Genomic DNA, 25,838 nt, shown 5'->3' with positions numbered 1-25,838 from the left:
TGCGGGTGGCGTGATCGGTCCAGCGGGGCAGTTCTTTGAGGAAGGTTTTGATGTGGCGGACGTGGGCGGGGCTGATGTCGCCGCGGGCCAGCGCAGCGGCGGTGGCGGCCATGTCGGGGTCGAGTTTGTCTCCGGTCAGGGTGTGGCGGGGGCCGAGGAGGGCGGCGTCGTTGATTCGGGCGGCGGCCGCGTCGGGGGCCAGGTGCAGCAGTTCGACGAGGACGTTTTTCGCTGAGGCGCCGTCGAAGTCGTGGTAGGTGAGGTTGTCGCGCAGGGCGGCGAGGACGGTGTGGCCGAGGGCGTGTTGGCGGTTGAGGGCGCGTTCGTAGCGGGCGGCCAGGTGGCCGAGTTGGCGGCCGGTGAGGGTGTGGTAGGGCAGGGCGGCCAGGGCGTCGGTGGCGCGTTCGAACGCGCTCACCGTCGCCTCGACGTCCTCCCACTCCATGTCTCGAACACTAGTTCGAGGGTCCGACAAACCGGGCCGCCGAGTGACTGCTGAAACCAAAGTGAGGCAAGTTTTTTCGCCACATCACCCGCGCACGCTCACCCGCGCGCGACGAGCGTGCGCAGAATGTCGCGAAACACCGGCGTGTCGAGCATCAAACACGCACGCTCGCGCCAAAAGGAGTAGCTGGCGCCGCAAGGAGTAGGGGAGAGGCGTATGCGGCCTGACTCGTGTTGATCTTGAGCCGTGGCATCGTTCACGCGTCGTTCAGGCGCCGGTCGTTGCGCCGTGGGCATGCGCACATACGCTGCCGGTCTGATCGTCACATGCGGGTGGTGCAGGTCGCGAACTTCTACGGACCGCGGTCGGGGGGACTGCGCACGGCGGTGGACCGGCTGGGCGCCGAGTACTGCGAGGCCGGCCACGAGGTCTTCCTCGTCGTCCCCGGCCGCCACGCCGAGGAGCACCGGCTGCCGTCGGGCGTCACCCGAATCTCCCTGCCGGCCCGCCTGATTCCATTCACCGGGGGCTACCGTGCGGTGCTGCCCGGCCCGGTCACGTCGCTGCTCGAGCAGCTCGGTCCCGACGCGATCGAGGTGTCGGACCGGCTGACGTTGCGCTCCCTGGGCGGCTGGGGCCGCCGGCGCGGCGTGGCGACGGTGATGATCTCCCACGAGCGGCTCGACCGACTGGTCGGACAGGTCCTGCCCGGACCGATGGCCCGTGCCGTCGCCAACTTCGCCAACCGGCGCACCGCCGCCAACTACGACACCGTCGTCTGCACCACCGGTTTCGCCCGCCGGGAGTTCGACCGCATCGACGCGACCAATGTCGTCACGGTGCCGCTGGGAGTCGACCTGCAGCAGTTCCACCCGAGCCGGCGGTCGGAGACGCTGCGACAGCGGTGGGCCGCGCCGGAGCAGACGCTGCTGGTCCACTGCGGGCGGCTGTCGGTCGAGAAGCACGCGCACCGCAGCATCGATACCGTTGCATCCCTTCGTGACAAGGGTGTCGACGCCCGCCTGGTGGTGGTGGGCGAGGGGCCGCTGCGCAGCCGTCTGGAGCGCCAGGCCGCCCGCCTCCCGGTCGACTTCACCGGGTTCATCGGCTGCCGCGACACCGTCGCGGGGATTCTGGCGTCAGCCGACGTCGCGCTCGCACCGGGTCCCCACGAGACGTTCGGGCTCGCCGCGCTCGAAGCGCTCGCCTGCGGCACACCGGCGGTGGTGTCCCGAACGTCCGCCCTGGCCGAGATCCTCACTGACGACAGCGGTGTGGCCGCCGACAACGATCCGGACGCGATCGCCAAGGCCGTCAGCGACGTCATTCAGGTCCCCGAGTCGCTGCGCCGCACCAACGCGCGCCGCCGCGCGGAACAATTCACCTGGCCGCGCGCCGCGGCGGGCATGCTCGACGCCATGGGCGCGCGCTGACCCGCACACCGCGTCACCCGCGATAACTTGTCTCGATGGGCGCCATCCCAGCGGACACCGAACGCACCAGGACGCTGTGGTTCGCCCTGTTGCTCACGCTGACCAACGGGTTCTTGGACGCCCACACGTATTTCGCGCGCGGCGGGGTGTTCGCCAACGTCCAGACCGGGAACGTCATCTTCTTCGCGATCGACCTGTCGGACAGCAGGTTCAGCGCCGCGCTGGCCCACGTCTGGCCGCTGCTGGCCTTCGTCGCCGGTGTGGCCCTGTCCGCCCACATCAAATCCGGTCGCCTGGAACGGATCCTGCCGCGGTCACTGCGCTGGACCATGGCCGTTCAGGCCGCGACGCTCGCGGTCATCGGATTCGTTCCCGCCACCGTGCCGCACACCTACGTCACCGTGCCGATCGCCTTTCTCGCCGCCATGCAGATCGGCCTGTTCCGCAACATCGGCGACCTGAATTACCTGCCCGTCGCGACGACCGGGAACCTGATGCGCGTCGTCGAAACGGCATACGACGGTTTCGTCGACAAGCATGCGCCGTCGCGGCGCGCGTCGGGCGTCTACGGCACTGTGATAGTCGCCTTCGCGCTCGGCGCCGTGCTGGGTGCCGTGGCCAGTCGGGCCTGGGGCGTGCACGCGATCTGGGTGGCCGCCGCGTTCCTCGCGGTGACGCTCATGGTGTTCGTCGTCGACGAGCGCGTGATGCGCTGACGCGCTTGTATCGCACCGTCTGGCACCGTTTAGCGCCCGGCAACGACGGGCACTCGCAATCAGCGGGATCGTCAATAGCCGACCATGCCCGACAGACCCGAGGAGCCATCGTGGCTACGAGCACTGTCATCTGGATCGTCGTCGCCGTGGTGGCGGCGCTGCTACTGATCGCCGCCCTGGCGACGATGGCTCGAAAACGGCGTAACCAGCACCGGCACTACGAGGCCGAGCGCATCCGCGAAGAGGTGCAGGACCGCCATCAGCGCGTCGAGAAGCGTGCCGTGGTCGCCGAGCAGGCCGAGGCCAAGGCCCGCGCCGCTGCGGCCGAGGCGGACGCGAAGGCCGCCGAGGCCAAGCGCCTGCGCGACGTCGCGGCGACGCACCAGGAAGCCGTGACCACTTCGCGCCAGGAGCTCGACGAGCGCCGCAAGCTGGCCGACGAACTCGACCCGCACACCCCGAATGCCGATGACCGACAGCGCGACATGCCGGTCGCCGGGAGGCATGAAGCAGTCGACGGTCAGCGCACCGGCTACGGCCAGACGCCCGACGGTCAGCGCACCGCCGACTACGGCCGGACCTCGGCCGATCACCGCACCCGGTGAGCCCCGATACCCCCAGCACGGCCGGTTCCGCACCGGCGGTGCTGTTCGACATCGACGGCACCCTGGTCGATTCCAACTACCTGCATGTGCACGCCTGGCACCGCTCGTTCGCCGATGAGGGCCTGACGGTCGAATCGTGGCGGGTGCACCGGTGCATCGGGATGGACGGCTCGACACTGCTGGACTCGCTGGTGCCGGATGCCGACGACGACACCCGCTCGCGTCTCAAGGACGGCCACTCGCGCTACTACCTCGACAGCAAGGGGCTGTTGCGGCTGCTGCCCGGCGCCCGTGAACTCCTCGACACGGTGCGGCAGCTGGGGCTGCAGGTGGTGCTGGCGACGTCGGCGCCCGAGGACGAGCTGGCCGTGCTGCGCGAAGTCCTCGACAGTGAGGATGTCGTGTCCGCGCTCACCTCGGGGGAGGACGTCGACACCGCCAAACCGCAGCCCGACATCGTCAACGTCGCGCTCGACCGGGCGGGTGTCGGTGTCGAGCGGGCGGTGTTCGTCGGCGACGCGGTGTGGGACATCGAGGCGTGCGAACGTGCCGGGTTACCGGCGATCGGTCTACTCAGCGGCGGAGTGTCCCGGGGAGAGCTCACCGAGGCGGGTGCGCGGGCGGTCTACGAGAATGCCGCAGACCTGCGCACCCACCTCGACGAGAGCCCTCTCTCCGAGCTGACGGCCTGAATCAGGGCAGCGCGTACCGCAGCACCGCGGCGACGCCGTCGGCGGGGCTGATCCGCTCGTCGGTGCGGATCAGCGCCGCTCCGGTCCGGATCGCGGCCATCGGCAGCGCCTCGTCGGCGCGCAGCGTCTGACTGGGGGCGGCGCCCAGTTCGGAGAGGACATTCTCGTTGGGCGCCACGGTCATCAGGTCGTCGCCGGCGACCACGGTGGCGTCGCCGAGATCCCCGATGATCAACGATTCGACCGCACCGGCCCGCAGCGCCGCGCAGACGCCGTGCAGACCCTCGGTCGCGAGCCCCGAACCCTGGCCCGTCGCCTGCGTGAACTGTTCTGCCACCTCGTTCATCGCGGCCAGCCGGCGCTTGAGGAACTCTTGGTCGATGGCGTGCTGGAGGTCTGCGTCGTCGAAACCGCTGTGCCGGGCGCCGACCTCGAGCTCGACCACGCGCTCGGCCACCCGCTCCTCGAGCGTGGGCGTCAGGTCCGACCGCGACTGCACCTCACCGACGACGAAGATCACCTCGGGCGCGGCGTCGTCGACCAGCGCGGCCAACCGGTCGGCCACCGCGCGCAGATTCTTGCGCCCGGCCTCCATGGTCCGCCGCTGAGGATCGCCGTAGCCCGGCGTCTCGGCGCTGTCGGCCTTGTGAATCGGATAGCCGCCGCCGTCGACGGTGTCGGAGACGACGGTGCGGCCCCGGTGCAGCGTGACGTCGGCGCCGGCATGGTCGACCGCGACGATCACGTAGGTGGGATGCAGCGCACCGTGTTCGACGATCGGGACGAGGTAGGGCAGCGACGACACCCGCACCACCGGCGTCTCGGGCGACCGGATCAGGTGCTCGTTGACCAGGATGCCGTCGGCGCCGGCGACGATGCCCCGGCCGCTGCGGCCCACCGCCGGCGGGCTGTCCAGGATCGCCTGCTGCAGGGTCTCGACCAGCTCCGCCGGCGCATCCTGCTCCTCCAAGTCGCCCTGCACCGCGCGCCATTTCAGGTCTCGCTGCGCGGCCGCGTCCTCGGTGTCGTGCGAATCGTCGAAGTACACCGATGCGTACGGTCCCTTCGCCTCGGTGAGCGTTCGGAAGCGTTCGGATTGCATGAGTCTCCCGTCGTGGACGTGTGCGGACACACCGGGGGTGCCCGTCCGCCGCGCACGCAAACGCCGGTCACCCCAGCAGCAGTTGGCCGATCGCCAGGTCGGCCAGCCACGCCTCGAAGCGCGCCGGTGCCCAGCCCCGCTGCCGGACCAGCGTGTCGAACAGGTGCGGGTCGATCGCGGCGTACAGGACGTCGGCGGCGTCGTCGACCGGGCCGGCGAGCGCGTCGATCGCGGCCAGTCGCTGCGCGACGGCACGGGCGTCGGCCAGCCGCTGCTCCCGCGCCTCGACCAGCAGCGGTTTCATCTCCGGGATGCCGTCGGCGGCGGACTCCAGTACGCGCGCCAGATCCGCGGCCCGCGCATTGATCTGCACCGCGGCACGGATCGCGCCGCGCACGACGACGTGGGGGTCGTCCGCGGCGAGCGCGCGCCGGACGTCGGCACGCTCGATGATCGGGACCGCGGCGTCGTCACCGGCGACCGCGCGATCCAGCGCGGCTTTGAGCAGCTCGGCCTTGCCGCCGACCGCCGTGAACACCGTCTTGCGGCTCACGCCCGCGGCTTCGGCGATGGCGTCGACGGTGGTGGCGCCGTAGCCCTCGGCCACAAACAGGCGGGCCGCCGCGGCGATCACCGCCCGGCGGGTCGCCAGCGCCTGCGCCGCTCGCAGATCCGATTGATAGCCGCGCTTGACACCACCCACAATTGACTCCACTCTTGGTGTATTCGTTACACCGCAGGTTACCCCAAAGGAGGCCGACGTGGTGGTCATCGTCGGCGCCGGGCCCACCGGGCTGTTCACCGCCATCGCGCTCGCGCGTCGTGGCCACGCCGTCACGCTGGTCGACCGCGACCCGGGACCGCCGCCGACCGGGCCGTGGCGGCGGCGCGGCGTCATGCAGTTCGACCAGGCGCACACGTTCCGCGCCCCGGTCATCGACGCACTGCGCTGCGAACTGCCCGACGTGCTCGCTGCACTGGAATCAATGGGCGCCGAGGTGGGGACCGACAGCACGGGGCGGCCGGCCGCGCTGCTGTGCCGCCGCTCCACCCTCGAACGGGTGCTGTGGGCACACGCCGCCCGGCAGGCCGGGGTCCGCACGGTCACAGGATCCGTCGACGGGCCCGCGTGGGTGGCCGGGCGCGTCGCCGGGGTGCGCACCGACGGTGAGGACCTGCCCGCCGATCTGGTGATCGACGCCTCCGGCCGGTCGGCGCGGTACCTCAGCGGGCTGCGGCCCGACGGGGAGGCGCTCGACTGCGGCGCCGTGTACGTCAGCCGTCAGTACCGGTTGACCGACGGCGCGGAACCTGGACCGGTCAACTCGCCGATCGGGTTGTCGCTGAGCATGTCCGGCTATGCCGCGATCGCGTTCCGCCACGACCGCGGCACGTTCTCGATCACGCTGGTCCACGGCGGCCAGGACCTCCGCCTGCGTCAACTGCGTGATCCGGCGGTATTCGGTGCGGCGGTCGGCGCGGTGCCGCAGCTGCGGGATTGGATCGATCCGCGACGCGCCCGGCCCATCACGCCCGTCCTGCCCGGCGGCCGCTTGTACAACAGCTACCGGCGTCAGACCGACGCCACCGGTGCGCCGGTCCTACCCGGGCTCATCTCGGTCGGGGATGCGGTGTGCACGACGACGCCGCTGGCCGGGCGCGGTGTCACGCTGGCGTTCAGGCAGGCCCGGGCGCTTCTCGGGATAGTCGACGACGCACCCGGCGGCGTGACTGACACCGACACGCTCACAACGGCTTTCGACTCCTGGTGCGAGGCCGAGCTGCGGCCCTGGTTCGTCGACCACCGCCACGCCGACGCCGAACGCCTGCGCCGCTGGTCGGGCGCCGGCATCGACCCGACCCGCCCGCTGCCGTCGGACCTCGTCGTCGCGGCGGCGGACGCCGATCCCACACTGCGGCCCCTCGTCGAACCGTACGCGCGCATGGAGGCGCTGCCGGCCGGCCTGGCGCCGGCCCGGTCCCGCGCGCACGAGATCTACGCGCGCGGCTGGCGGCCTGCCGTACCGCCGGGACCCACCGCCGCCGAACTCGCGCAGCTGTGCGGTGACCCGGCGGCTACCGCGGCGGGGTCCAGGCGACCGGTAACCGCTTGATGCCGTGGATGAACGCCGACTGCAACCGGTCGGGTTCCTCGGTGGCCGCGATGTCGGGAATCTGGCGGTGCAGTTCCTCGAACGCCACGGTGATCTCCCGGCGGGCGAGGTTGGCGCCGAGACAGAAATGCGCACCGCCGCCACCGAACCCGACGTGCGGATTCGGCTGGCGCCGTACGTCGAACATCCACGGGTCGGCGAACTTCGCCTCGTCGCGGTTGGCCGAGCCGTACCACAGCGTCACCTTGTCACCCGCCGACAGCCGCACCCCGCTCAGCTCCGTGTCCCTGGTGAGGGTCCGGCGCATGTACGCCACCGGCGACGCCCACCGCACGATCTCCTCGACGGCCGTCGGCGCCACCTCGGCGTAGGAGTCGAACCAGTCCCGGCGCTGCTCGGGATAGCGGCTCAGCGCCAGCACACCGTGGGTGATGGCATTGCGGGTGGTCTCGTTGCCCGCCACCACCAGCAGGATGAAGAACGACGCCACCTCCGCGGAGGTGAGCCTTTCGCCGTCGAGTTCGGCCTGCACCAGGCTGGTGGTGAGGTCGTCGGCCGGGCGGGCACGCCGGTCGTCGGCCAGCGCCGTGGCGTAGGCGCCGATGTCCATGGCAACGGCCACGAACTCGTCGAAGTCGGTGGTCAGGTCGGGGTCACCGAAACCGAGAATCACGTTCGTCCAGTGGAAGATCCGCTGATGGTCGGCCTCCGGGATACCCATCATGTCGCAGATGATCTGCAGCGGCAGCGGACCGGCCAGCTCGGTCACCAGTTCGGCGTTGCCGTCCGGGTGCCGGGCGACCATGTCCGAGACCAGCCGGCGGGCCCGCTCGCGCACCGAGTCCTCGATGACCGCGAGCACCCGCGGCGTGAAGGCACTGCGCACGATGTTGCGCAGCCGGCTGTGCCGCGGATCGTCCATCGCGATCATCGAGCCGAAATACTCGTTGAGCTCCGGACTCTGGTCGCCGATCGTGATGCCGGACGCGCTGCTGAAGATGTCCGGATGCCTGCTGGCGTAGAAGATGTCGTCGTGCCGGGTGATCGCCCAGTGCCCGCGTCCCGGCGTCATGCCCTCGGCGACGAACTCCGGGTGGTGCGAGACCGGGGCCTCCCGGCGCAGCGTGGCGAAGGCGCCGTCGCGGATGTCGTCGCCGAGCGCCCAGAAGTCCCACGAGCCGAGGTCCACCTCGGCCAGGGGAACGTGGGGCGGCTCCGCCCCGTTGACCCGAGTCGCGATACCCACGTCGCCCGCCTTTCCTCGCTGAAAGGAGTACGGCGACGAGCCTAACCCTCGGGCCGGCCCTCGTGCCCGCGCCGGCCGTGGGTGCGCCGGTCTTCCTTCATCCGGGCCTCGAAGACGTGCCGGTGGCCCTGAGTGAGTTCCTCGCGCACCCGGCGCTCGTGTTCGCGGAACACCGACCAGTAGTTGTCGTCGAAGTCCTCGACGATCTGGAATGTCCACCGGCCGTAGAGCACATTACGCCCGACCATCTCGGTCTCCAGGCGGTCGGCCACCTCCGCGTGGCCGGCGTCGCGCAGGTCGTCGCAGGCTTCACCGAGCAGCAGGTCGGCGCGTCCCATCAACTGGTGGAAGGTGTACAGATGCCCGCGGGCCCGCTCCACCCACTCCAGCGCCTCCGATACCGAGCCCACCGCTTCCACGGTGTCGTCGGAGATGTCGTCGGGCAGCTTGCGGTCGTAGTCGGCGGGCTTGTCCGCGGCGGCGGTGTCGTCGGGCTGCTCAGTCACCGCACCGAAGTACCCGCACGCCACGGACGAAAACACGCCGCCGCGTGCGTCATCACACCGTAAGGGTCTGCAGTCGCGCCCAGATCTCTGGCCACGGCCGGTGGCGATCGGTCATCAGGTACACGTGCATGTCGTCGCCGATGGGGGCCACGATCCGTGAGTCCGCGAAGAACGGCCGCACCCGGCTGTCGTCGGCGCCGACGTAAAGCGCGCTGTCGTGGTCGGGCTCCGGTGGCGGGAAGTAGCCGTAGCTGCGGCTGAAGCTGAACGCCCGCGGCAGGCCGTGCCGGTGGGCGTGGGCGTCGAGATACGCCGCGACGACATAGGACTCGGCGATGACCGCTGTCCGCGCCCGCTCATCGGCGGACAGCGTGCCGTATGCCGCGCCGGTGTCGCGGGCGATCCGCTCGCCGACATCCGACCGGGTGAACGTCACCGACAGCGCCAGCGCCCCGGCGGCCACCGCGACGCTGAGGGCCGCGGCGGGCCAGACCGCCCACCGCCGCGCGGCCGGACGCGACTCGCGTCTGCGTTGAAATCCCAACGCGCCGGCCGCGGCCAGCGGTGCGTACAACCCGCACAGGTAGTACGGGCGGCCTGCCGTCGCGACGAACACCACGAACAACACGACTGATGTCGCCGCGACGAAGCGGTACGGGCGCAGCGTCTCGTCACGCACCATCCGCCACAGCCCGTAGGCCACCAGCACCGCGCCGGCCAACCCGGCGAACACCAGCAGCTGCACCGCGATACCCGGCCGGCCACCGTAGAGCACGTCGGCCTCACCGGCGACGATCTGCGTCATCTGAAGCTGGGGCCAGCCGTGCCGGTGCTGCCACCACAGTGTCGGCGCCGCCACCAGCGCCCCCACCGCACCGCCGGCCCACAGCAGCGGCCGGCGCAGCAGTTCCCGCGGCCCGAACAGCAGCACGGTCACCAGCAGCACTGCGCATAGGAGCAGGACCTGGAACTTCGTCAGCGCCGCGATACCCGCCACCACGCCCGCCGCGAGCAACAGCCGGTCGTGACGGGTGCGCACCCACCGCACCATCAGCCAGATCAACAGCAACCACTGCACGGGCTCGAGCGCGTACGGCGTCAACCAGTGCCCGCTCAGAGTCACCCATACGCCCGTGGCCTGCGCCACCGCCGTCACCGACTGCGCGCGCCGGTCACCGCCCAGCTCACGGGCGATCAGCGCGGCCATCACCACGGCACCCGCGGTGGCGAGCACCGCAGGCAGGCGCAGCAGCAGCACCGAATCCGCGGCCAGAGCATCCATCGCGGCGGCCAGTACCGGAGTCAGCGGTGGCTGATCGGCCGACCCCCAGTCGAGGTGGAACCGGCCGATCGCCAGCATGTACGCCTCGTCGAACCAGTAGTCGTCCCCGAGGACCGCCGCCGCAGCGTGCACCGCCGCGACCGCGGCGGCGACGGCGCACACCGGCGCCGCGGCGAACGGCGCCACGGCCTTCACTGCCCGGCTTCCACCACGTCTCTGATGCGCTCCAAGGTCTTTCGCATGTCCCGCAGGTTGCGCCGGACCCGCAACTGGCCGCCGAGCACCGCGAACGCACGCGTCAACGGCGATGCGGTCAGGTGGAACGACTCGGTGACCTCGCAGCCGCCGTCGACCGGGGTGAAGCGGTAGTGCCAGTTGTTCACCGCGCGGTCGCCGACGAGCACCTCGAACCCGAACTCGCGGCCCGGATCACAGGCGGTGACGCGACAGGTCGTCCAGTAGACCGGGCCGATCTCGTTGCGCCGCACATGGCCACGGAAGCGGGTCCCGAGTGCGGGTCCGGTGGCGCCGTCGAGCCATTCGGCCTCGATCACCTCCGGGGAGAAGCGGCCGGTGTTGCGGACGTCGGCGACCAGATCCCAGACCTTGTCGGCCGGCGCCTTCATCGCCACGGTCACGGAGCCCTGCACGTGATGTCCCTTCTGTCGGGGCGTGGGGGAGTGCACCCGCAGCGTGCCAGAGAAGCTCGCTCACCGCGGGCGTACCGGGTACATCCGGCGGCTCGGGCACGATGGACCCGTGAAGATCCGGTTCGGCGTCGGGCTCGGCGCAGAGACCCACCCGGCCGACCTGACCGGCATCGTCGACCACCTCGAGGCCACCGGCGTGGACTCGGTCTGGTTCTCCGAACTGCTGTACACCGACGCGGTCGACCCGGTCGTCGGGATGGCGCACGCGCTGAGCCGGACGTCACGGCTCAAGGCCGGCACCTCGGTGGCGATCCTGCCCGGCCGGCACCCCGTGCGCGTCGCCAAACAGCTGCTGTCGCTCGCCGCGCTCGCGCCGAAACGAGTGCTGCCGGTGTTCGGCCTGCAGTCGGCGATCCCGGCGGAACGCGACGTCTTCCCCGTCTCCGCCGGCCGCCGCGGCGCGGTCTTCGACGAATCGCTCGAGCTGCTGCGCTCGGTGCTCGACCAGCCCAGCGTCGACTTCGCCGGCGAGCATTTCTCGGTGCGCGAGGTCGCCGTCGGTCCGCGCCCCAGCCGCCCGCTCGACGTCTGGCTGGGCGGGGCGGCGCCCGCGGCGTTCCGCCGGATCGGCCGCTACGGCGACGGCTGGCTCGGCAGCTTCCTCACCCCCGACGAGGCGCGCCGCGGTCGCGAGCAGATCGAACGGGTGGCGCACGAGCACGGGCGCGAGATCGAGGCCGACCACTACGGCATCAGCCTCGCGGTCGGTGACGGAACGCTGCCCGCCGCGGTGGTCGAGGCGGTGCGCCGCCGGCGCCCGGACGCCGAACCCGCGGACCTGTTCGCACCGGACTGGCCGGCGCTGCACCGCCAGCTCGACGCCTACATCGACGCGGGGTTGAGCAAGTTCGTGATCCGCCCGGCCGGCGACGTCCCCGCAGGCGCGTTCATCGAGCGGTTCGTCGCCGAGCTGCTACCACGCGAGAACTAACCATTCACGACGCGGTCTCCGACGAGTCGTCCTCGCCTTCGGCCTGATCCTGTTGCGTCGGCGCCGCGCTCTGCTTCATCTGCGGATCAGCGTCGGGATCCTGGCCGGTGTCCGCGGGATCGGTGCTCATGGCCGCCGCGTACCCGTGGCGATCGGACCGAAACGCCTCAGCGCGCGGTCAGGCGCGGCAGTGCCCTGCGGATCTGAGCGCGCACGAACTCCGGACTGACCGCCTTCATCCGGTCCAGCCAGCGGATACTGCCGGGCACGTACCAGTGCAGCCGGCGCTGGTCGTGGTAGGCCGCCCACGCCGCCTCGGCGACACTGGTGGCCGGCATCAGGCGGAACGGTCCGCGCCGGGGCGCCGATGCGGTGGGGTCACCGCCGGACCGGCCCGCGGGCGACGCCGCGGCCGAATGGTTCGGGGTCTCGCGCAGGATCGCGGTGTCGATCAGGCCGGGCAGCACATCGGCGACCCGCACCCCGTGACGCTGCCACTCCACGCTGAGCGCCTCGGTGAGCCCCTTCACCGCGTGTTTGGTCGCCGAGTACACCGCGATCTGGGGCATCCCGTAGGTGGCCGAGGACGACGACGTGGAGAACATCAGGCTGCCCGGTGCCCGCCGCAGATACGGCAGCGCAGCGTAGGCGCCGGTCAGCACCGCCTTGAAGTTGACGTCGACCACCCGCATCGCCGCCTCGTAGGGCACGTCCTCGAACCAGCCGGATTCACCGATCCCGGCGTTGTTCCACATCATGTCCAGGGCGCCGTCTTCGCCGCAGAAGTCGGCGAGCGCGGCGTCGAGTTGCGCCTTGTCGGTCACGTCGACCTGCCGCGTCCACAGCCGGTCGCCGGCCAGGCCGGTGGCCAGCGAGGTCAACCCGGCCTCGTTCCGATCCACCGCGGCGACCCGCCAGCCGCGGGCACAGAAGAGTTGTGCGCCGGCGCGTCCCATCCCGCTGCCGGCGCCGGTGATGAATATCGACTTCGTCGTCACCGGATCATCGTGGCACGTCAGCCGCAGTAACCCCGGGTCACGAACGTCAGCGCCTGACGGTACAGCGGATCGAGAACCCGTGCGGCGGACACCGCGTCGGTGGCCTCCCGCACCCGAGCGGGACAGTCCGGCGACGTCAGGACCGGCCAGTGCGCCGCCATCTGCTCGACCATTGCCCGGTTGAGGCCGTCGATGACCGAGCGGGACGCAGCCAGGTCCGGTGCGGTGGCCGGGGCCGCGGCGGGGTCGAGCTTCCACTGCGCGAAGCGGGTGTACTCGATGGCCTCCGTCGCACCGATCTGGTCGGTGAAGATCCGCCGGACCCGAGCGGGATCCACCCCGCGGGCCGTGGCGTCCGTCGCAACCGCGTTGAGCACCTGCGCCACCCGCGCGGGATCCTCGATCGGCCCCTTGGTGTTCCACTTGTTGGCGGCGACCGCCTCGGCGGTGCCCAGCCGCTCCGCGGCCGCGTCGACGAGCGCAGTGAGCGGGCCGCCATCGGCCGCGGACGCCGGCGGAGCGCCGGCGAGCGCGGCCACCACCGAGGCGACGGCGAGCCAGCCGCCGCAGCGGCGCCGGGCGCTCAGCGGTCGAACTCCGGGTCGTCGTCGGACAGCGGTACGGCGATGGACTGCTCGATCAGGTCGGCCTCGCTGGCCTCCCAGTTGCGCGACGGCGACACCTGGGCGGGGTCCAGGCCGCCCTCCTCGTCGGCGTCGGCGTCGACCGGAAGCCGCTGCTCGACGACGTCGGCCTCCGGAGCCTCCTCGCCGAAAGCCGGGTCACCCGCGGTGGTCATGAGGTCTCCCTTCCCGTGCTGAGGTGGTCTGATCACGCCGCCTCCACAGTAATGAGGCGGACCGCCTGTCGCGGGTAACCCGGCACCGGCACGGCGAAACACCGGGCGGCTCACCGACGGGCCGGCCCGCCGCAGTGATTCCAGGGCCCGCCGCGCGGTGGGGTACTGTGCTGCGCAGATGACCCGGGGGACGGCTCTCGAGCATGCGGGGGCACGCCGGAGGAAACAGAATCAACACGTCAGAAGGTCAAGCTGTGCCGAACACCACAAGTGACAACAAGGACATGACTCCTCACTTCGAGGACGTCCAGTCTCATTACGACCTGTCCGACGACTTCTTCCGGTTGTTCCTCGACCCCACGCAGACCTACAGCTGCGCCTACTTCGAGCGCGACGACATGACGCTGGAGGAGGCGCAGCTCGCCAAGATCGACCTGTCGCTGGGCAAGCTGGGTCTGCAGCCCGGAATGACGCTGCTCGACGTCGGCTGCGGCTGGGGCGCCACGCTGCGGCGCGCGATCGAACGTTACGACGTCAACGCGATCGGCCTGACGCTGAGCCGCAACCAGCAGGCGCACGTACAGAAGACCTTCGACGCGATGGACACCGAGCGTTCCCGGGTCGCGCGGCTGGAGGGTTGGGAGCAGTTCGACGGCAAGGTCGATCGCATCGTGTCGATCGGCGCGTTCGAGCACTTCGGCTTCGACCGCTACGACGACTTCTTCAAGATGGCCTACAACGCGCTGCCCGCCGACGGTGTGATGATGCTCCACACCATCGTGCAGGCCAGCAAGGAAGAGGTCGAAGAGCGCGGGCTGCCGATCACGATGAAGCACCTGAAGTTCTTCAAGTTCATCATGGATGAGATCTTCCCGGGCGGCCGCCTGCCGTCGGTCGATCTGGTCAAGGACCGCGCCACCGCCGCCGGCTTCTCGGTGCAGCTGGTGCAGCCGCTGCGCCTGCACTACGCCCGCACGCTCGATCACTGGTCGGCGGCCCTGGAGGCGCACAAGGACGAGGCCATCCGGATCCAGTCGCAAGAGGTCTACGACCGGTACATGAAGTACCTGACCGGCTGCGCCGACCTGTTCCGCGACGGCTATATCGACGTCTGCCAGTTCACGCTGACCAAGGGCTGAGCCCGGCACTCAGCCGCCGGCGGACAGCGCGGCGCGCAGCGACTCGGGAAGTTCGCGTTTGCGCCAGTCGTCGGTGGAGACCACCACGTAGACGTTGCGGCCGGTCACCGCGGGGGTGTCGTCGGAGTGGCGGAGCACGTCGAAGCCCAGTGTGAAACTGGTGGTGCCGACCCGCTCGCACCGCACGCCCACACCGACGTCGTCACGCCAGCGCACCGGTGCGGCGTAGTCGATCTCGCTGTGCACGACCTGGAAGTCGACGCCGGCGCCGATCAGCGACGGATACGTGACGCCGATGTGGTCGAGGAACGCGGTGCACGCCTCGTCGAACCAGGTGAGGTAGTGGCCGTTGAACACCACGCCCTGCTGGTCGATCTCGGAGTAGCGGGGCACGATCGGCAGGGTGAACCGCGGCCGCGGTGTCGTCTCGGGCGCCACCGGCCCACCTTAACGGCCGGCCGGTGCCGGCCCCTCGACCAGTGCGCTGGCCAGGCCGCGCCGGGGTTTGCCCGACGGGGTCTTCGGAATGGTGCCCGGCGCCACCACCGTCACCTTGCGCGGGCGCATGTCGACGTCCGCGACCACCGCATGGGCCACCTCCCGTTCGAGCCGGCGCACCTGCTCGTGCTCGTCCCAGCAGGCCGCCTCCACCACGACGGCGAAGGTCTCGCGGGGATGGCCGGCGTTGAGCCGGACCGCCACCACACACCCGAACCGCACACCGTCGACGCGGGCCGCCGCACGTTCGACGTCGGTGGGGAAGATGTTGCGCCCCGCCATGATGATCACGTCCTTCACCCTGCCGCACAACACGATTCGGCCGTCCTCGGTGAGGTAGCCGAGGTCGCCGGTGTCATACCAGCCCCAATCGTCGGGGGCCGGGTAGAACCCCGCGGCGGTCGTGTAACCGGGACTCAGCGACGATCCGCGGACCTGGATGACCCCGACCGCACGGGCGCCCAGCACCTCGGCGTCCGCATTCACCACCCGCGCGACCATGTCGCCCAGCGGCTCGCCCAGACATGCCAGCCGGCGTGTGCGGCCCGTCACGGCGGGGACCGCCCGGTCGAAGGCGGACAACAGGTCCGCGTCGATCTCGTCCACGTTCAACCCGGTGCCCAGAGCCGAGAACGATACGGCCACAGTGGTTTCGGCCATCCCATAGGCCGGCAGGATGGCGTCCGGATCGAGCCCGAACGGGGCGCCCGCCTCGCAGAGGTCCTCCACCGCGCCGGGATCGACCTGTTCAGCCCCCGACAGCGCGAAGCGCAGCGAGGACAGGTCGAACTCCCCGGGTGTCGCCTGCCGGCGTAGCCGCTTGGCCAGCAGCGCCCACGCGAAGTTCGGCGCCGCCGTCATCGTGCCCCGGTACTTGTCGATCAGCCGCGCCCACAGCAGCACGTCGCGCAGGAAGTCCAGCGGCGTGACCTTTACCAGCTCGGCGCCGAAATACATGGGGACGGTGAGGAATCCGGTCATACCCATGTCATGGAACAGGGGCAGCCAGCTGACGATGACGTCGGAGTCGATGCGGTAGTCGGCGGCCTCGAACATCGCCTCGGCGTTGGCGACGATGTTGCGGTGGGTGATGTGCACCGCCTTGGGCGACCCGGTCGAGCCCGAGGTCAACTGCATCAAGGCCACATCGTCGTCGCCGGTGGCCACCGGGTCGGACGGTCGCCCACCGAGCAGCGCTGCGACGGTGAGCACCGGGATGCCCAATTGTTCGAGCACCGGCGCGGCCGCCAGGAACGGGTCGGACAGCACCACGGCCTTGGCGTCGATCACCCTGACCACACCCGCGGTCTCGGCGGCCCAGACCGCCAGGTCGCTGCGCGGGGTGGGCTGATGGAGCATGGTCAGGCTGGCGCCGCGCATCCACAACGCCTGTGCCGTCGGGGCGATCTCCTCGGGTGCGCCGGCCAGTACCGCGACCGCGTCGCCGTGGCCGACGCCGGAATCGGCGAGGCCGCCGGCGATGCACCGCGCCCGCTCGTGCACCTCGCCCCAGGTGCGCCGCACCGGGTTGTCCGGGTCGCCGGTCACCATGCCGTTGCTGCTGGTGGCGGCGTTGGCGAACATCGTGGCGGTGAAGCGGCTCATCGGCGCCCACCTCCGGGCCGGTCAGCGGTGACCGGCCGGCGGGGACAGGGGGACGTGGTGGTGATGGGCGTCATGGAGACGCTCCCGTCAGTATGCGCACTATCGCAGACGGCAACCGTGGGACGGGCACGCGAGGAACCTACGACGGGTGCAGCCTAACCCGAGACGTGGCGTCGACGGCGCAACCCGCCGGGCCGGGCCCGGTCGGCCGCCCAGGCAGACTGGTCGGCGTGCAACTCGTGACCATCGACGACATCCGCTCGGCCGCCGAACGCGTCCGCGGCGACATCGTGCGCACTCCGCTGCTTCCCGCCGCCTGGGCCGGGGAGTTGTGGCTGAAAGCCGAGAACCTGCAGCCCATCGGCGCGTTCAAGGTGCGCGGCGCGTTCAACGCCATCGGGCGGCTGGCACCCGAGGTCCGGGCCCGTGGCGTCGTCGCCTACTCGAGCGGCAACCATGCGCAGGCGGTCGCCTATGCCGCGGCGCGGTACGGGGTGCCCGCCCACATCGTGATGCCGGAGGAGACGCCGCGGGTGAAGGTCGACGCCACCCGCTCACACGGCGCGCAAGTCGTGCTGTGCGGGGCCGGGCAGCGTGAGGCGGTGGCCGCCGAGGTGGTCGAGCAGACCGGCGGCGTGCTGGTGCCACCGTTCGACCATCCGGACATCATCGCCGGTCAAGGCACCGCGGGCCTGGAGATAGCCGAGGATCTGCCCGACGTCGAGCATGTGTTCATCCCGGTCAGCGGCGGTGGGCTCGCCTCGGGCGTCGGCACTGCGATCAAGGCGCTGTGCCCGCGCGCCCGGGTGTACGGCGTGGAACCGGAGCTGGCCGCCGACACCGCCGAGGCGCTGCGCCTGGGTCACCGGGTCGACTGGCCGATCGCCGACCGCAACCGCACGATCGCCGACGGGCTGCGCTCGCAGCCCTCGGACCTGACGTTCGCGCACCTGCGGCAGGTGCTCGACGAGATGGTCACCGTCAGTGAGGACGAGATCCGCGGCGCGGTCCGCGAACTCGCGTTGCGCGCACATCTGGTGAGCGAGCCGAGCGGCGCGGTGCCGTTGGCCGGCTACCGCCGGACCGCACCGGCCGGCCGCACGGTCGTGCTGGTGTCCGGCGGGAACATCGAAACCACGCTGTTACAACAGATTCTGGCCGAGTGACCGGTCAGTGCACGCCTTCCATCTGGCGGCTGATCCACGGCGACACCAGGAAGACGAGCACGCCGGCGACGATGGCCACCAGGCCGAGGATGCCGAAGTAGGCGAATTCGGCCGCCGGGTCGTAGTACTTGGCCAGTACGCCCGACAGCGCGGTGCCGAGGCCGACCGAGAAGAAGTACAGCGCCATCATCTGCGCGCGGAATGCCCGTGGTGCGAGCTTGGTGGTCACCGACAGGCCGATCGGTGACAGCATCAGCTCGGACATCGCGAACACCGCCATGATGCCGACGACCAGCAGGGCGGGCACCGCCCGCACGGTGGTGCCCGACATCGGCAGGAACAGCAGGAACGCGACACCCATGCCGATGACGCCGTAGGCGAACTTGCGCGGAGTCGTCGGCGCGCGATCGCCGATCCGGGTCCACAGGATCGCGAACAGCGGCGAGAGCAGGATGATCCACACCGGCTCGATGGAGCCGATCCAGTTCGACGGCGCCGTCCACCCGAAGATCGACCAGTTCATCCGCTCGTCGGAATACACCGCCAGCACGGTGAAGATCTGCTGGAAGAGCGACCAGAACACCACGTTGGCGACGAACAGCGGGATGAACGCCCTGACCCTGGTCCGTTCGACGTCATCAACCCGCTCACTGGTGAGCAACACCGCGAAGTACAGGATCGAGGCGACCGCGATGACCCCGGTGGTGATCAGCGACAGATTGGCCAGCGAGACCACCCCGGTGGCGAAGACCGCGGCCAGCACGATCACGGCGGCCGCCGCCGCGCCGGCGATCTTGCCGTACGCGCTGCGCGGCAGCGGGTTGGGCACGTCTCGTCCGTGCCCGCCGAGATTGCGCCGGAACACGACGTACTGGATCAGGCCCAGCGCCATCCCGACCGCGGCCGCACCGAAGCCGTAGTGGAACCCGGCCTGGGTCTGCAGGAGCCCGGTGATCAGCGGGCCGGTGAACGCGCCGAGGTTGATGCCGAGATAGAACAGCGTGAACCCGCCGTCGCTGCGCGGGTCGCCCTTGGCGTAGAGGGTGCCCAGCAGCGAGGACGCATTCGCCTTCAGGGCGCCGGAACCGAGCGCGACCAGCACCAGGCCGACCCCGACCCCGGCCAGCCCGGGCACGATCGCCAGCGCGATGTGTCCGGCCATCACGACGACGCCGCCGTAGAACACGGTGCGCTCCATGCCGAGAAGCCGATCGGCGATCCAGCCGCCCAATACGGTCGACAGGTACACCAGCCCGCCGTAGGCCCCGACCAGGCCGGTCGCGGTGCTCTGCGGCAGCCCGAGACCGCCGTCGGTCGCCGAGTAGTACAGGTAGTAGCCGAGGATGGTCAGCATCCCGTAGAAGGAGAACCGCTCCCACAACTCGACTCCGAACAGGTTCGCCAACCCCACCGGGTGGCCGAACAGGGTCCGCGAATCCGCCGTGGCCTGCCGCGCGTCAGCCATCGCCCCACCCTGCCACGGCCGCCTGTGAACCGGGAGGGGACGCACAGCGCGGCGCTACCCTCGCTGCAATGACCGTCTCCGGCGCCTCCGTCCACACCACGCGGGTTCTGCTCCGCCTGGCGATCGTGGTCGCCGTCGTACTCGCCGTGGTGGCCGTCGAACTCACCTCGCGGTCGGGGGTGCTGTGGCGGTTGATCACGTTCACCTACCAGGCCAACGTGCTGGCCGCCGGCTTCTACGCGATGACGCTGCTGTCGGCGCGCACCGATGCCCGCTCGGCCCTGCGCGGCGCCGTGGTGGTGTACGTCGTGGTGGCCGGGCTGGTGTGGAACCTGTTCCTGACCGACTACAGCATGGGTTACACGCCGGCGAATCTCCTGCTGCATGTCGTGGTGCCGGTGCTCGCGGTGGCGGAATGGGTGCTCGCACGCGGCGGGCAGTCCGCGGTGCGGTGGTGGTATCCGTGGCTGTGGCTGCTGTATCCGGGCTGCTATGTGCTGGTGGCACTCGCCGTGCTCGACCGCGCGGGGCGACGGGTGCCGTACTACTTCCTGGACCCCGACAGCGTCGGAACCACCACCGTGGCAGTGAACATCGCCCTGCTCGGCGGCGTCTTCCTCGGGCTCGGTTATGCGCTGCTGGCATTCGGACGGCGGCCGGCGGCGGTGTCGTCGTGAAACGATGGCCGCGCTCCCGACGATGTATGAACGTGGGACTTTCACGTTCAGCGCCAGGGCGGGTCGACCGGCGATTCCGGGCTGTGCCCGACGGCAGCACCTACACTGGCACCATGCTGGGAACGACGGTTCGCTCACTGGCCGCGGTCATCGGTGCGGTCGCGGTGACGATGTCGGTGTCCGTCGTGTCGCCCGCCGTGGCGACCGGATACGCGGCGTCGGTGACCACGCCGCGAGTGGCATCGATGGAACCCGCAACGGGAGCCGTTGTGGGGGTTGCCCACCCGGTCACGTTGCGCTTCGCGGCCCCCGTCGCCAACCGCGCGGCGGCCGAGGACTCGGTGCTCATCGAGAGCCCGGCCACCCCACCCGGCGAGTTCACCTGGCTCAGCGACAGTGAGCTGCAATGGAATCCGACCGGGTTCTGGCCGGCGCATTCGCCGATCTCGGTGTCCTCAGGCGATTTCGCGGCCAACTTCGAGACCGGCGCCGCAGTGGTCGGTGTCGCCGACATCGACGCCCACACCTTCACGGTCAGCGTCGACGACCAGGTGGTGCGCGAGATGCCGGCCTCGATGGGCAAGCCGAAGTTCCCGACGCCGACGGGCACGTTCCGGGTGCTGGGCAAGGAGTCGGTCGTCGTGATGGATTCGCGCACCATCGGCATCCCGCTCGACGACCCCGAGGGCTACAAGCTCACCGTGTACGACGCCGTCCGCATCACCTGGGGTGGTGTGTACGTCCACGGTGCCCCCTGGTCGACGGGTTCACAGGGCTACGCCAACGTCAGCCACGGGTGCATCAACCTCAGCCCGGACAATGCCGCGTGGTATTTCGACATGGTCGGGATGGGCGATCCGGTCATCGTCCAGGCCTGACCGGCGCGGCGCCGTGCAGGTTCTTGGCGGTCGGTGACGTCGCGACCGCGGCGGGATCGGGGTAGGTGCCCAACACGCGGTCCGCAGTGCCCGCGGTGGTCACCGTGAACCAGTAGTGCTCGTTTTTGAAGTGATGCTGACGATGGTTGCGCCAGACGGCGCGGTAGGGCGCCGACCGGGGCCGGTAATCGCTGTGGACCAGGTAGTGACACCATTCGTAGCCCAGCCCGAGCACGGTGAGGAACACCAGGAAGCTCAGCCCCAGGCCCGGCCGGGGGAACGCGAGAAAGGCCACCGCGACCGCCACCGGCAGCACCCACAGCAGCGCACGCCACGGAATGAAGATCAGCGGCACGTTGCGCGGGTCGACGTGGTGTTCGCGGTGCTTGCGGGCCAGCAGCGGGTCGAGGCGCCACCGGCCGACGGTCCGGGGCCGCCAGTGCAGCACGCAGACGTGCACCGCCCATTCGAAGAACGGGAACACCGCGAGCATCGCCACCGGCACCAGCGCATCGGTGTACTGCCAGTCACCGACCGCCGCGCGGGCGCAGGAGGCCGTAACGAGCGTGGCGGCGATCAGCCACGGCGACGGGTGCCGCCAGAACTCGCGTGCGGCGTCGGCGAGGGTGAACGACCGGCGGGCGGGCCGGGCCGGGGTGGTGGTCATCGCTCCTCCAGGGTGTTCAGCGCGTCGAGCAACGCGGTGGTGGCGGGGGCGAGCAGGGCCACCGCCGAATCGCGGGCGCCGGCCGCATCGCGGGCGCTGATCGCGTCGGCGATCGCGCGGTAGGCCTGCGGGCGGCCGACTTCGGCGGCCATCATCGTGGCCAGGGCGGGTAGCGCCGGCTCGTAGGTGGCCCGCAGCGTGTTGTACATCAGCCGGAATGCGATGGAATCGGCACCGTCGACGACGTGATCCCAGAAGGTGAGCGCATGCCGTTGCGCGACAACGGGATCCGTTTCCCCCTCCAGTGCCTTGACGGCCTCGTCGAGCAGTCCCCTGAGCTCCGGGCCGCGGCGGGTGGCCGCCAGTTCGGCGACCTTCGGGCCGTTGTGCAGCCGGGTCTCCAGGATGCTGCGGACGACGGACACGTCCAGGTCACCGCCGCGCATCAGCAGGCGGGGGAGCAGGTCGAGCCCCGCGGTCCGGCGGAAGTCGCGGACCGTCGTCGTATCGCCCTGGCGAACCTCGATCAGCCCCGCGGCTGTCAGCCGCTTGAGCGCCTCGCGAATCGCCGGCCGGGACACGCCCAGAACCTCGGCCAACCGACGTTCGCTGGGCAGGCTCTCACCGGGCTTCATCTGCCCGCTGAGCACCTCGGAAACGATCTGGTCGAAGACATCCTCCGGAACGGAGCGACGGTTCACCGGTTGCAGTGCCATGCCGAAAGCATGACACCATTACCGGACAGAGGTCAAGTGGTCTGACCAGTCAGCACTTCGTGGTGATCTCGTACGTCGCTTCCGAGCCGCTGTCGGGATTGTCGGCGAACGACCCCTCGGCGGTCCCGCTGATCGTGATCGCACCGTTGTTGATGCTCGCCCGCCCGTCGCCCACGGTGCCCTCCCAGTAGGCGCCGGTGAACCCGTCGACGTCGTTGAGCTGCACCGAATGCGCCTCCATCGTCTCGCCCGTGGAGACCGACGCGGTGAAGCCGGGGGCGTCCTTGCCGAAGCTCGAGATCAGCCACGTCCACCCCACCTGACTGCACTCCACCGGGACCGGTTCGGCGAGCTTGTCGCCGTTGACGGTCAGCTGCGCGGTACGGCTGCCCAGGGCGGCCGGTGGTGCGCCACACGCCGCCGTGACGGCCACACATGCGGCACCGAGTGCGAGCAGGGTCCGGTTCTTCACGAAGCTACCTCTGTTTCGTCGACTACGCCACCCGGCCGGTGTGGCGCCGAAGCGGAATCCGCCTGCGGTCTGCCCGGCACGCCCGCGCGACAAACCAGCGCCGCGGCCGTCGCGTCGTCGGCGGGCAGGAACGCCTCGATGCTCAGTTCCGACACCGCGGGATCCAGTGCGGTGCCGAAGGTCGTCACGGTGCTCAGGAACGTCAACCGCGCGCCGTCGCGGGTCCGCAACCGCAGCGGCACGGCCACCTCCGCCGCACCGGACGGTTCCGCCTCGGTGCCCGGATAGGACTCCGCGTCGGCCAGCAGTGCCGCCAGCTCCGCCGCACCACTGGCCGCCACCTCCCGGCGCAACCGGCTGAGCAGGTGATGACGCCACTGCCCGAGGTTGTCGATGCGCGGGGCGAGCCCGTCCGGATGCAGGGCCAGCCGCACCGCGTTCGGCGCCGTGAGCAGCGCGTCGGACACCCCGTCGAGCAGGACCGCGGTGGCGGCGTTGGCCGTGATGATGTCCCAGTTCCGGTCGACGGCGACACACGGATACGGCTCGTAGGCCGCGAGCAACCGCTGCACCCCGTCGCGGACGGCGACCAGATCCGGGTGGTCGAGCGTGCGTTCCGGGTGCACCGGTGCGAGCCCGGCCGCGATGAGCAGTCGATTCTGTTCGCGCGGCGGCACACTCAGCGCCGCGGCCAGCCGCAGCACCATCGCGCGGCTGGGGGCCGACCGGCCGGTTTCGATGAAGCTGACGTGCCGGGCCGACACGTCCGCCTCGATCGCGAGCTCGAGCTGGCTGAGCCGCCGGCGGCGGCGCCAGTCACGGAGCACCGCCCCGAACGGCGGCGGCGTCGGCGCGGCGCTCATGGGCCCGGCTGCGGTCATGGGCGCCGAAGTCATGGGCACAGTGTGACCCGCCGACTGCGTCGCCGCCATTACTTCCCGGGTAATTGCCCCGCCTACCCGGCGCGGGTGACGGTGGTGGTGTCGACGCGAGAGGAGCCCACCGATGACGTCCACTGACACCACCATTCCCCGCTGGCTGCGGTTCGTGCTGCGCTGTGACCGCGCCGGATCCGCCTGGTACATCGGCGCGGGTTTCTTCTTCGCGCCCGCGCTCATCGTCGTCTCACCGTGGCCGGCGCTGACCACGGCGCTGTGGGTGGTCATCGCGCTGGCGGGGCTGTGGCTCGGCGTGCTCGGCATCGCCATGGCCACCGGCCTGGCGATCGTGTTGCGGACCAACACCGAGATTCCCGAGGACTACTGGCGTTCCGTCATCGACTACCCCGCGAGCTCTCCTGCCCGACAGCCTGTTTCGCCCCCGCGCCGGTGTAGTCGACCTGCCAGTGTTTGATGCCGTTGAGCCACCCGGAGCGCAGCCGCTCCGGCCGGGCCAGCGGCGTCAGGTCGGGTATGTGATCGGCGATCGCGTTGAACATCAGGTCGATGGTCATCCGCGCCAGGTTCGCCCCGATGCAGTAATGCGCCCCGGTGCCGCCGAATCCGACGTGCGGGTTGGGGTCACGCAGGATGTCGAATCGGAACGGGTCGTCGAAGACTTCCTCGTCGAAGTTCGCCGAGCGGTAGAACATCACCACCCGCTGCCCCTTCTTGATGGGCACCCCGGACAAATCGGTGTCAGCGAGCGCGGTGCGTTGGAAAGACGTCACCGGGGTGGCCCAGCGGACGATCTCGTCGGCCGCGGTCGCCGGGCGCTCGCGCTTGAACAACTCCCACTGGTCGGGGAAGTCGGTGAACGCCATCATGCCCTGGGTGATGGAGTTGCGCGTGGTCTCGTTGCCCGCGACGGCGAGCAGGATGACGAAGAACCCGAACTCGTCGTCGGAGAGCTTGTGTCCCTCGACGTCGGCCTGCACCAGCTTGGTGACCAGGTCGTCACCCGGGTTGGCGGCGCGGTCGGCGGCCATCTGCATCCCGTACATGATCAGCTCGACCGATGCGCCGATGGCGTCGTTGGTGGCGAACTCCGGGTCCTGATCGCCCACCATCTGATTCGACCAGTCGAACAGCTTCTTGCGGTCCTCCTGAGGGACCCCCATCAACCCGGCGATGGCCTGCAGCGGCAGTTCGGCCGAGACCTGTTCGACGAAGTCACCCGAGCCCTGTTCGGCGGCATCCCTGGCGATCTGCTGAGCGCGGGCGCCGAGTTCGGCGCGCAGTTTCTCCACTGCCCGCGGGGTGAACGCCCGGGAGACGATCTTGCGCAGATGGGTGTGGTGCGGTGCGTCCATGTTGAGCAGGACGAACTTGCCCCGCTCGACCTGTTCGCCGACGGTACCGTCCCGATAGCGCGGCAGCGCGGTCTTCTCGAGGCTGGAGAACACGTCGCTGCGGCGCGACACCTCCTTTACGTCGTGATGGCGGGTGACCACCCAGAAGCCGCCGTCGTCGAATCCACCCGCACCGATCGGTTGTTCGTTCCACCAGATCGGCGCGACGCGACGCATCTCGGCCAGCTCCTCGACCGGAAGCCGCTCGGCATAGATGTCGGGATCGGTGAAGTCGAATCCCGGTGGGAGGTTCGGGGTGCGTGCATCGCTGCTCATGACCGCGGGCATCTCCTAAGACGACGTCTTCTCGTGTCGGTAACGCATTGCTACACCACTGATGGCGACGCCCGTGGCGGGATGGGGAAAACCGGAAGTGAAACGTGTTGCTGTCCACCGTGCCGCGCTCGGCGGCGAAAACGTTGGCCACTTCTGTAACAAAGCGGGCCGCCGGGGAGAACAATCGAATAGCCAGTTCACCAGAGCTCGAGGGGAGACCGGTATGGCGATCTATGTGCGCCGAGTGGCCGCCTGTGCCGCGTTGGGTGTGGGTATCGGGATGGGTGTGCTCGCGGTGTCGCCCGCCGCGGGTGCCGATCCGGTGGCCGCGCCTGCCCCGCCACCCGTTCCGGCGCCGCCGGCGTTGCCCGCCGAGGCGCCGCCGGCCGCGCCGCTGGGTTCGGTGGCCG

The 25,838-nt window shown here is 70.3% G+C and carries 30 protein-coding genes and 1 pseudogene; 12 read left to right on the top strand and 19 right to left on the bottom strand.

Going from position 1 to position 25,838, the window contains the following annotated elements; all coding sequences use genetic code 11:
• Positions 1–445, bottom strand: a 445-nt coding sequence (locus E4P42_RS25250; RefSeq protein ID WP_135129224.1) for a DUF222 domain-containing protein, incomplete at its 3' end; no start/stop codon positions are given.
• 326 nt (positions 446–771) lie between these two features.
• Here E4P42_RS25250 and E4P42_RS25245 point away from each other — a divergent pair.
• The 4 genes from E4P42_RS25245 to E4P42_RS25230 all read left to right on the top strand — a co-directional run bounded on the left by E4P42_RS25245 (position 772) and on the right by E4P42_RS25230 (position 3,891).
• Complete coding sequence (locus E4P42_RS25245) at positions 772–1,878, top strand: glycosyltransferase (RefSeq protein ID WP_135129222.1); 1,107 nt, start codon at positions 772–774, stop codon at positions 1,876–1,878.
• A gap of 35 nt (positions 1,879–1,913) precedes the next feature.
• A complete protein-coding gene (locus E4P42_RS25240; protein WP_135129220.1) occupies positions 1,914–2,594 on the top strand; it encodes a YoaK family protein in 681 nt (226 codons plus the stop codon).
• A 110-nt stretch (positions 2,595–2,704) separates the two neighbouring features.
• Complete coding sequence (locus tag E4P42_RS25235; RefSeq protein ID WP_135129218.1) at positions 2,705–3,199, top strand: hypothetical protein; 495 nt, start codon at positions 2,705–2,707, stop codon at positions 3,197–3,199.
• Positions 3,196–3,891: an HAD family hydrolase gene (locus tag E4P42_RS25230; protein ID WP_135129216.1), complete on the top strand. Its 696-nt coding sequence runs from the start codon at positions 3,196–3,198 to the stop codon at positions 3,889–3,891. The genes E4P42_RS25235 and E4P42_RS25230 overlap by 4 nt, the downstream gene beginning before the upstream one ends.
• A gap of 1 nt (position 3,892) precedes the next feature.
• On the opposite strand, the gene E4P42_RS25225 is transcribed toward E4P42_RS25230, so the two are convergent.
• Positions 3,893–4,993, bottom strand: a complete 1,101-nt coding sequence (locus E4P42_RS25225; protein ID WP_135129214.1) for a hypothetical protein — start codon at positions 4,991–4,993, stop codon at positions 3,893–3,895.
• Between the two features lie 67 nt (positions 4,994–5,060).
• Positions 5,061–5,696 (bottom strand): TetR/AcrR family transcriptional regulator, encoded by a 636-nt coding sequence (locus tag E4P42_RS25220; RefSeq protein WP_245234225.1) that lies wholly within the window; start codon positions 5,694–5,696, stop codon positions 5,061–5,063.
• 58 nt (positions 5,697–5,754) lie between these two features.
• On the opposite strand from E4P42_RS25220, the gene E4P42_RS25215 reads away from it, so the two are divergent.
• Positions 5,755–7,107: an NAD(P)/FAD-dependent oxidoreductase gene (locus tag E4P42_RS25215; RefSeq protein ID WP_135129212.1), complete on the top strand. Its 1,353-nt coding sequence runs from the start codon at positions 5,755–5,757 to the stop codon at positions 7,105–7,107.
• Here E4P42_RS25215 and E4P42_RS25210 read toward each other — a convergent pair.
• From E4P42_RS25210 to E4P42_RS25195, 4 genes are all read right to left on the bottom strand, one after another.
• A complete protein-coding gene (locus tag E4P42_RS25210) occupies positions 7,070–8,353 on the bottom strand; it encodes a cytochrome P450 (protein ID WP_135129210.1) in 1,284 nt (427 codons plus the stop codon). The genes E4P42_RS25215 and E4P42_RS25210 overlap by 38 nt on opposite strands.
• 41 nt (positions 8,354–8,394) lie before the next feature.
• Positions 8,395–8,799 carry a hypothetical protein gene (locus tag E4P42_RS25205; protein WP_209305872.1) on the bottom strand — a complete coding sequence of 135 codons (405 nt, stop codon included), beginning with the start codon at positions 8,797–8,799 and terminating at the stop codon, positions 8,395–8,397.
• A gap of 112 nt (positions 8,800–8,911) precedes the next feature.
• Positions 8,912–10,336, bottom strand: coding sequence for a glycosyltransferase family 39 protein (locus E4P42_RS25200; RefSeq protein ID WP_245234224.1), 1,425 nt, complete (start codon positions 10,334–10,336; stop codon positions 8,912–8,914).
• Complete coding sequence (locus E4P42_RS25195) at positions 10,333–10,791, bottom strand: SRPBCC family protein (RefSeq protein ID WP_135129206.1); 459 nt, start codon at positions 10,789–10,791, stop codon at positions 10,333–10,335. Before E4P42_RS25195 ends, E4P42_RS25200 begins: the two co-directional genes overlap by 4 nt.
• A 109-nt stretch (positions 10,792–10,900) precedes the next feature.
• On the opposite strand from E4P42_RS25195, the gene E4P42_RS25190 reads away from it, so the two are divergent.
• Entirely contained in the window at positions 10,901–11,782 is an 882-nt protein-coding gene (locus E4P42_RS25190; RefSeq protein ID WP_135129204.1) for a TIGR03854 family LLM class F420-dependent oxidoreductase, read from the top strand.
• A 4-nt stretch (positions 11,783–11,786) separates the two neighbouring features.
• Here E4P42_RS25190 and E4P42_RS27615 read toward each other — a convergent pair whose 3' ends face one another.
• From E4P42_RS27615 to E4P42_RS25175, 4 genes are read right to left on the bottom strand one after another with little or no spacing between them, the layout of a single operon-like run.
• The gene (locus E4P42_RS27615; protein WP_256371215.1) at positions 11,787–11,912 is read right to left on the bottom strand and encodes a hypothetical protein; all 126 of its coding nucleotides are present in this window, start codon (positions 11,910–11,912) and stop codon (positions 11,787–11,789) included.
• Positions 11,913–11,949: 37 nt separating this feature from the next.
• A complete protein-coding gene (locus E4P42_RS25185) occupies positions 11,950–12,780 on the bottom strand; it encodes an SDR family oxidoreductase (protein WP_256371214.1) in 831 nt (276 codons plus the stop codon).
• A 17-nt stretch (positions 12,781–12,797) separates the two neighbouring features.
• A complete protein-coding gene (locus E4P42_RS25180; RefSeq protein WP_167759626.1) occupies positions 12,798–13,367 on the bottom strand; it encodes a chorismate mutase in 570 nt (189 codons plus the stop codon).
• Complete coding sequence (locus tag E4P42_RS25175; protein ID WP_135129200.1) at positions 13,364–13,579, bottom strand: hypothetical protein; 216 nt, start codon at positions 13,577–13,579, stop codon at positions 13,364–13,366. Before E4P42_RS25175 ends, E4P42_RS25180 begins: the two co-directional genes overlap by 4 nt.
• Before the next feature lie 284 nt (positions 13,580–13,863).
• On the opposite strand from E4P42_RS25175, the gene E4P42_RS25170 reads away from it, so the two are divergent.
• Positions 13,864–14,718: a cyclopropane mycolic acid synthase family methyltransferase gene (locus E4P42_RS25170; RefSeq protein ID WP_167759623.1), complete on the top strand. Its 855-nt coding sequence runs from the start codon at positions 13,864–13,866 to the stop codon at positions 14,716–14,718.
• Positions 14,719–14,727: 9 nt separating this feature from the next.
• On the opposite strand, the gene E4P42_RS25165 is transcribed toward E4P42_RS25170, so the two are convergent.
• Positions 14,728–15,156, bottom strand: coding sequence for a thioesterase family protein (locus E4P42_RS25165; RefSeq protein ID WP_135129196.1), 429 nt, complete (start codon positions 15,154–15,156; stop codon positions 14,728–14,730).
• A 9-nt stretch (positions 15,157–15,165) separates the two neighbouring features.
• Complete coding sequence (locus E4P42_RS25160; protein ID WP_135129194.1) at positions 15,166–16,821, bottom strand: fatty acyl-AMP ligase; 1,656 nt, start codon at positions 16,819–16,821, stop codon at positions 15,166–15,168.
• A 230-nt stretch (positions 16,822–17,051) separates the two neighbouring features.
• Between E4P42_RS25160 and E4P42_RS25155 the strand changes: the two genes are divergently transcribed.
• Positions 17,052–17,987 (top strand): threonine/serine dehydratase, encoded by a 936-nt coding sequence (locus E4P42_RS25155; protein ID WP_135129192.1) that lies wholly within the window; start codon positions 17,052–17,054, stop codon positions 17,985–17,987.
• 4 nt (positions 17,988–17,991) lie between these two features.
• Here E4P42_RS25155 and E4P42_RS25150 read toward each other — a convergent pair whose 3' ends face one another.
• Entirely contained in the window at positions 17,992–19,452 is a 1,461-nt protein-coding gene (locus tag E4P42_RS25150) for a peptide MFS transporter (protein WP_135129190.1), read from the bottom strand.
• Positions 19,453–19,520: 68 nt separating this feature from the next.
• Between E4P42_RS25150 and E4P42_RS25145 the strand changes: the two genes are divergently transcribed.
• Both E4P42_RS25145 and E4P42_RS25140 read left to right on the top strand, forming a co-directional pair.
• On the top strand, positions 19,521–20,129 hold the full coding sequence (locus E4P42_RS25145; RefSeq protein ID WP_135129188.1) for a Pr6Pr family membrane protein: 609 nt from the start codon (positions 19,521–19,523) through the stop codon (positions 20,127–20,129).
• A gap of 113 nt (positions 20,130–20,242) precedes the next feature.
• Positions 20,243–21,007 carry a L,D-transpeptidase gene (locus E4P42_RS25140; protein ID WP_135129186.1) on the top strand — a complete coding sequence of 255 codons (765 nt, stop codon included), beginning with the start codon at positions 20,243–20,245 and terminating at the stop codon, positions 21,005–21,007.
• Here the strand turns inward: E4P42_RS25140 and E4P42_RS25135 are convergent.
• From E4P42_RS25135 to E4P42_RS25120, 4 genes are read right to left on the bottom strand one after another with little or no spacing between them, the layout of a single operon-like run.
• Complete coding sequence (locus E4P42_RS25135) at positions 20,991–21,674, bottom strand: sterol desaturase family protein (protein ID WP_135129185.1); 684 nt, start codon at positions 21,672–21,674, stop codon at positions 20,991–20,993. The genes E4P42_RS25140 and E4P42_RS25135 overlap by 17 nt on opposite strands.
• On the bottom strand, positions 21,671–22,390 hold the full coding sequence (locus E4P42_RS25130) for a FadR/GntR family transcriptional regulator (RefSeq protein WP_135129183.1): 720 nt from the start codon (positions 22,388–22,390) through the stop codon (positions 21,671–21,673). Before E4P42_RS25130 ends, E4P42_RS25135 begins: the two co-directional genes overlap by 4 nt.
• Before the next feature lie 49 nt (positions 22,391–22,439).
• The gene (locus E4P42_RS25125; protein ID WP_135129181.1) at positions 22,440–22,862 is read right to left on the bottom strand and encodes a lipoprotein LpqH; all 423 of its coding nucleotides are present in this window, start codon (positions 22,860–22,862) and stop codon (positions 22,440–22,442) included.
• Entirely contained in the window at positions 22,859–23,758 is a 900-nt protein-coding gene (locus tag E4P42_RS25120) for a helix-turn-helix domain-containing protein (RefSeq protein ID WP_245234223.1), read from the bottom strand. Before E4P42_RS25120 ends, E4P42_RS25125 begins: the two co-directional genes overlap by 4 nt.
• Before the next feature lie 109 nt (positions 23,759–23,867).
• Here E4P42_RS25120 and E4P42_RS25115 point away from each other — a divergent pair, with 109 nt between their 5' ends.
• The gene (locus E4P42_RS25115) at positions 23,868–24,215 is read left to right on the top strand and encodes a hypothetical protein (protein ID WP_135129177.1); all 348 of its coding nucleotides are present in this window, start codon (positions 23,868–23,870) and stop codon (positions 24,213–24,215) included.
• On the opposite strand, the gene E4P42_RS25110 is transcribed toward E4P42_RS25115, so the two are convergent.
• Positions 24,136–25,428, bottom strand: coding sequence for a cytochrome P450 (locus E4P42_RS25110; protein WP_135129175.1), 1,293 nt, complete (start codon positions 25,426–25,428; stop codon positions 24,136–24,138). The genes E4P42_RS25115 and E4P42_RS25110 overlap by 80 nt on opposite strands.
• Before the next feature lie 223 nt (positions 25,429–25,651).
• On the opposite strand from E4P42_RS25110, the pseudogene E4P42_RS25105 reads away from it, so the two are divergent.
• A pseudogene (locus tag E4P42_RS25105) lies at positions 25,652–25,838 on the top strand (hypothetical protein); the annotation flags it as partial.

This window comes from Mycobacterium sp. PS03-16 (assembly GCF_004570325.1).
Classification (GTDB): Bacteria; Actinomycetota; Actinomycetes; order Mycobacteriales; family Mycobacteriaceae; genus Mycobacterium.
The sequence above is the reverse complement of the archived record's forward strand: the minus strand, read 5'-3'. Positions and strand labels throughout refer to the sequence as shown.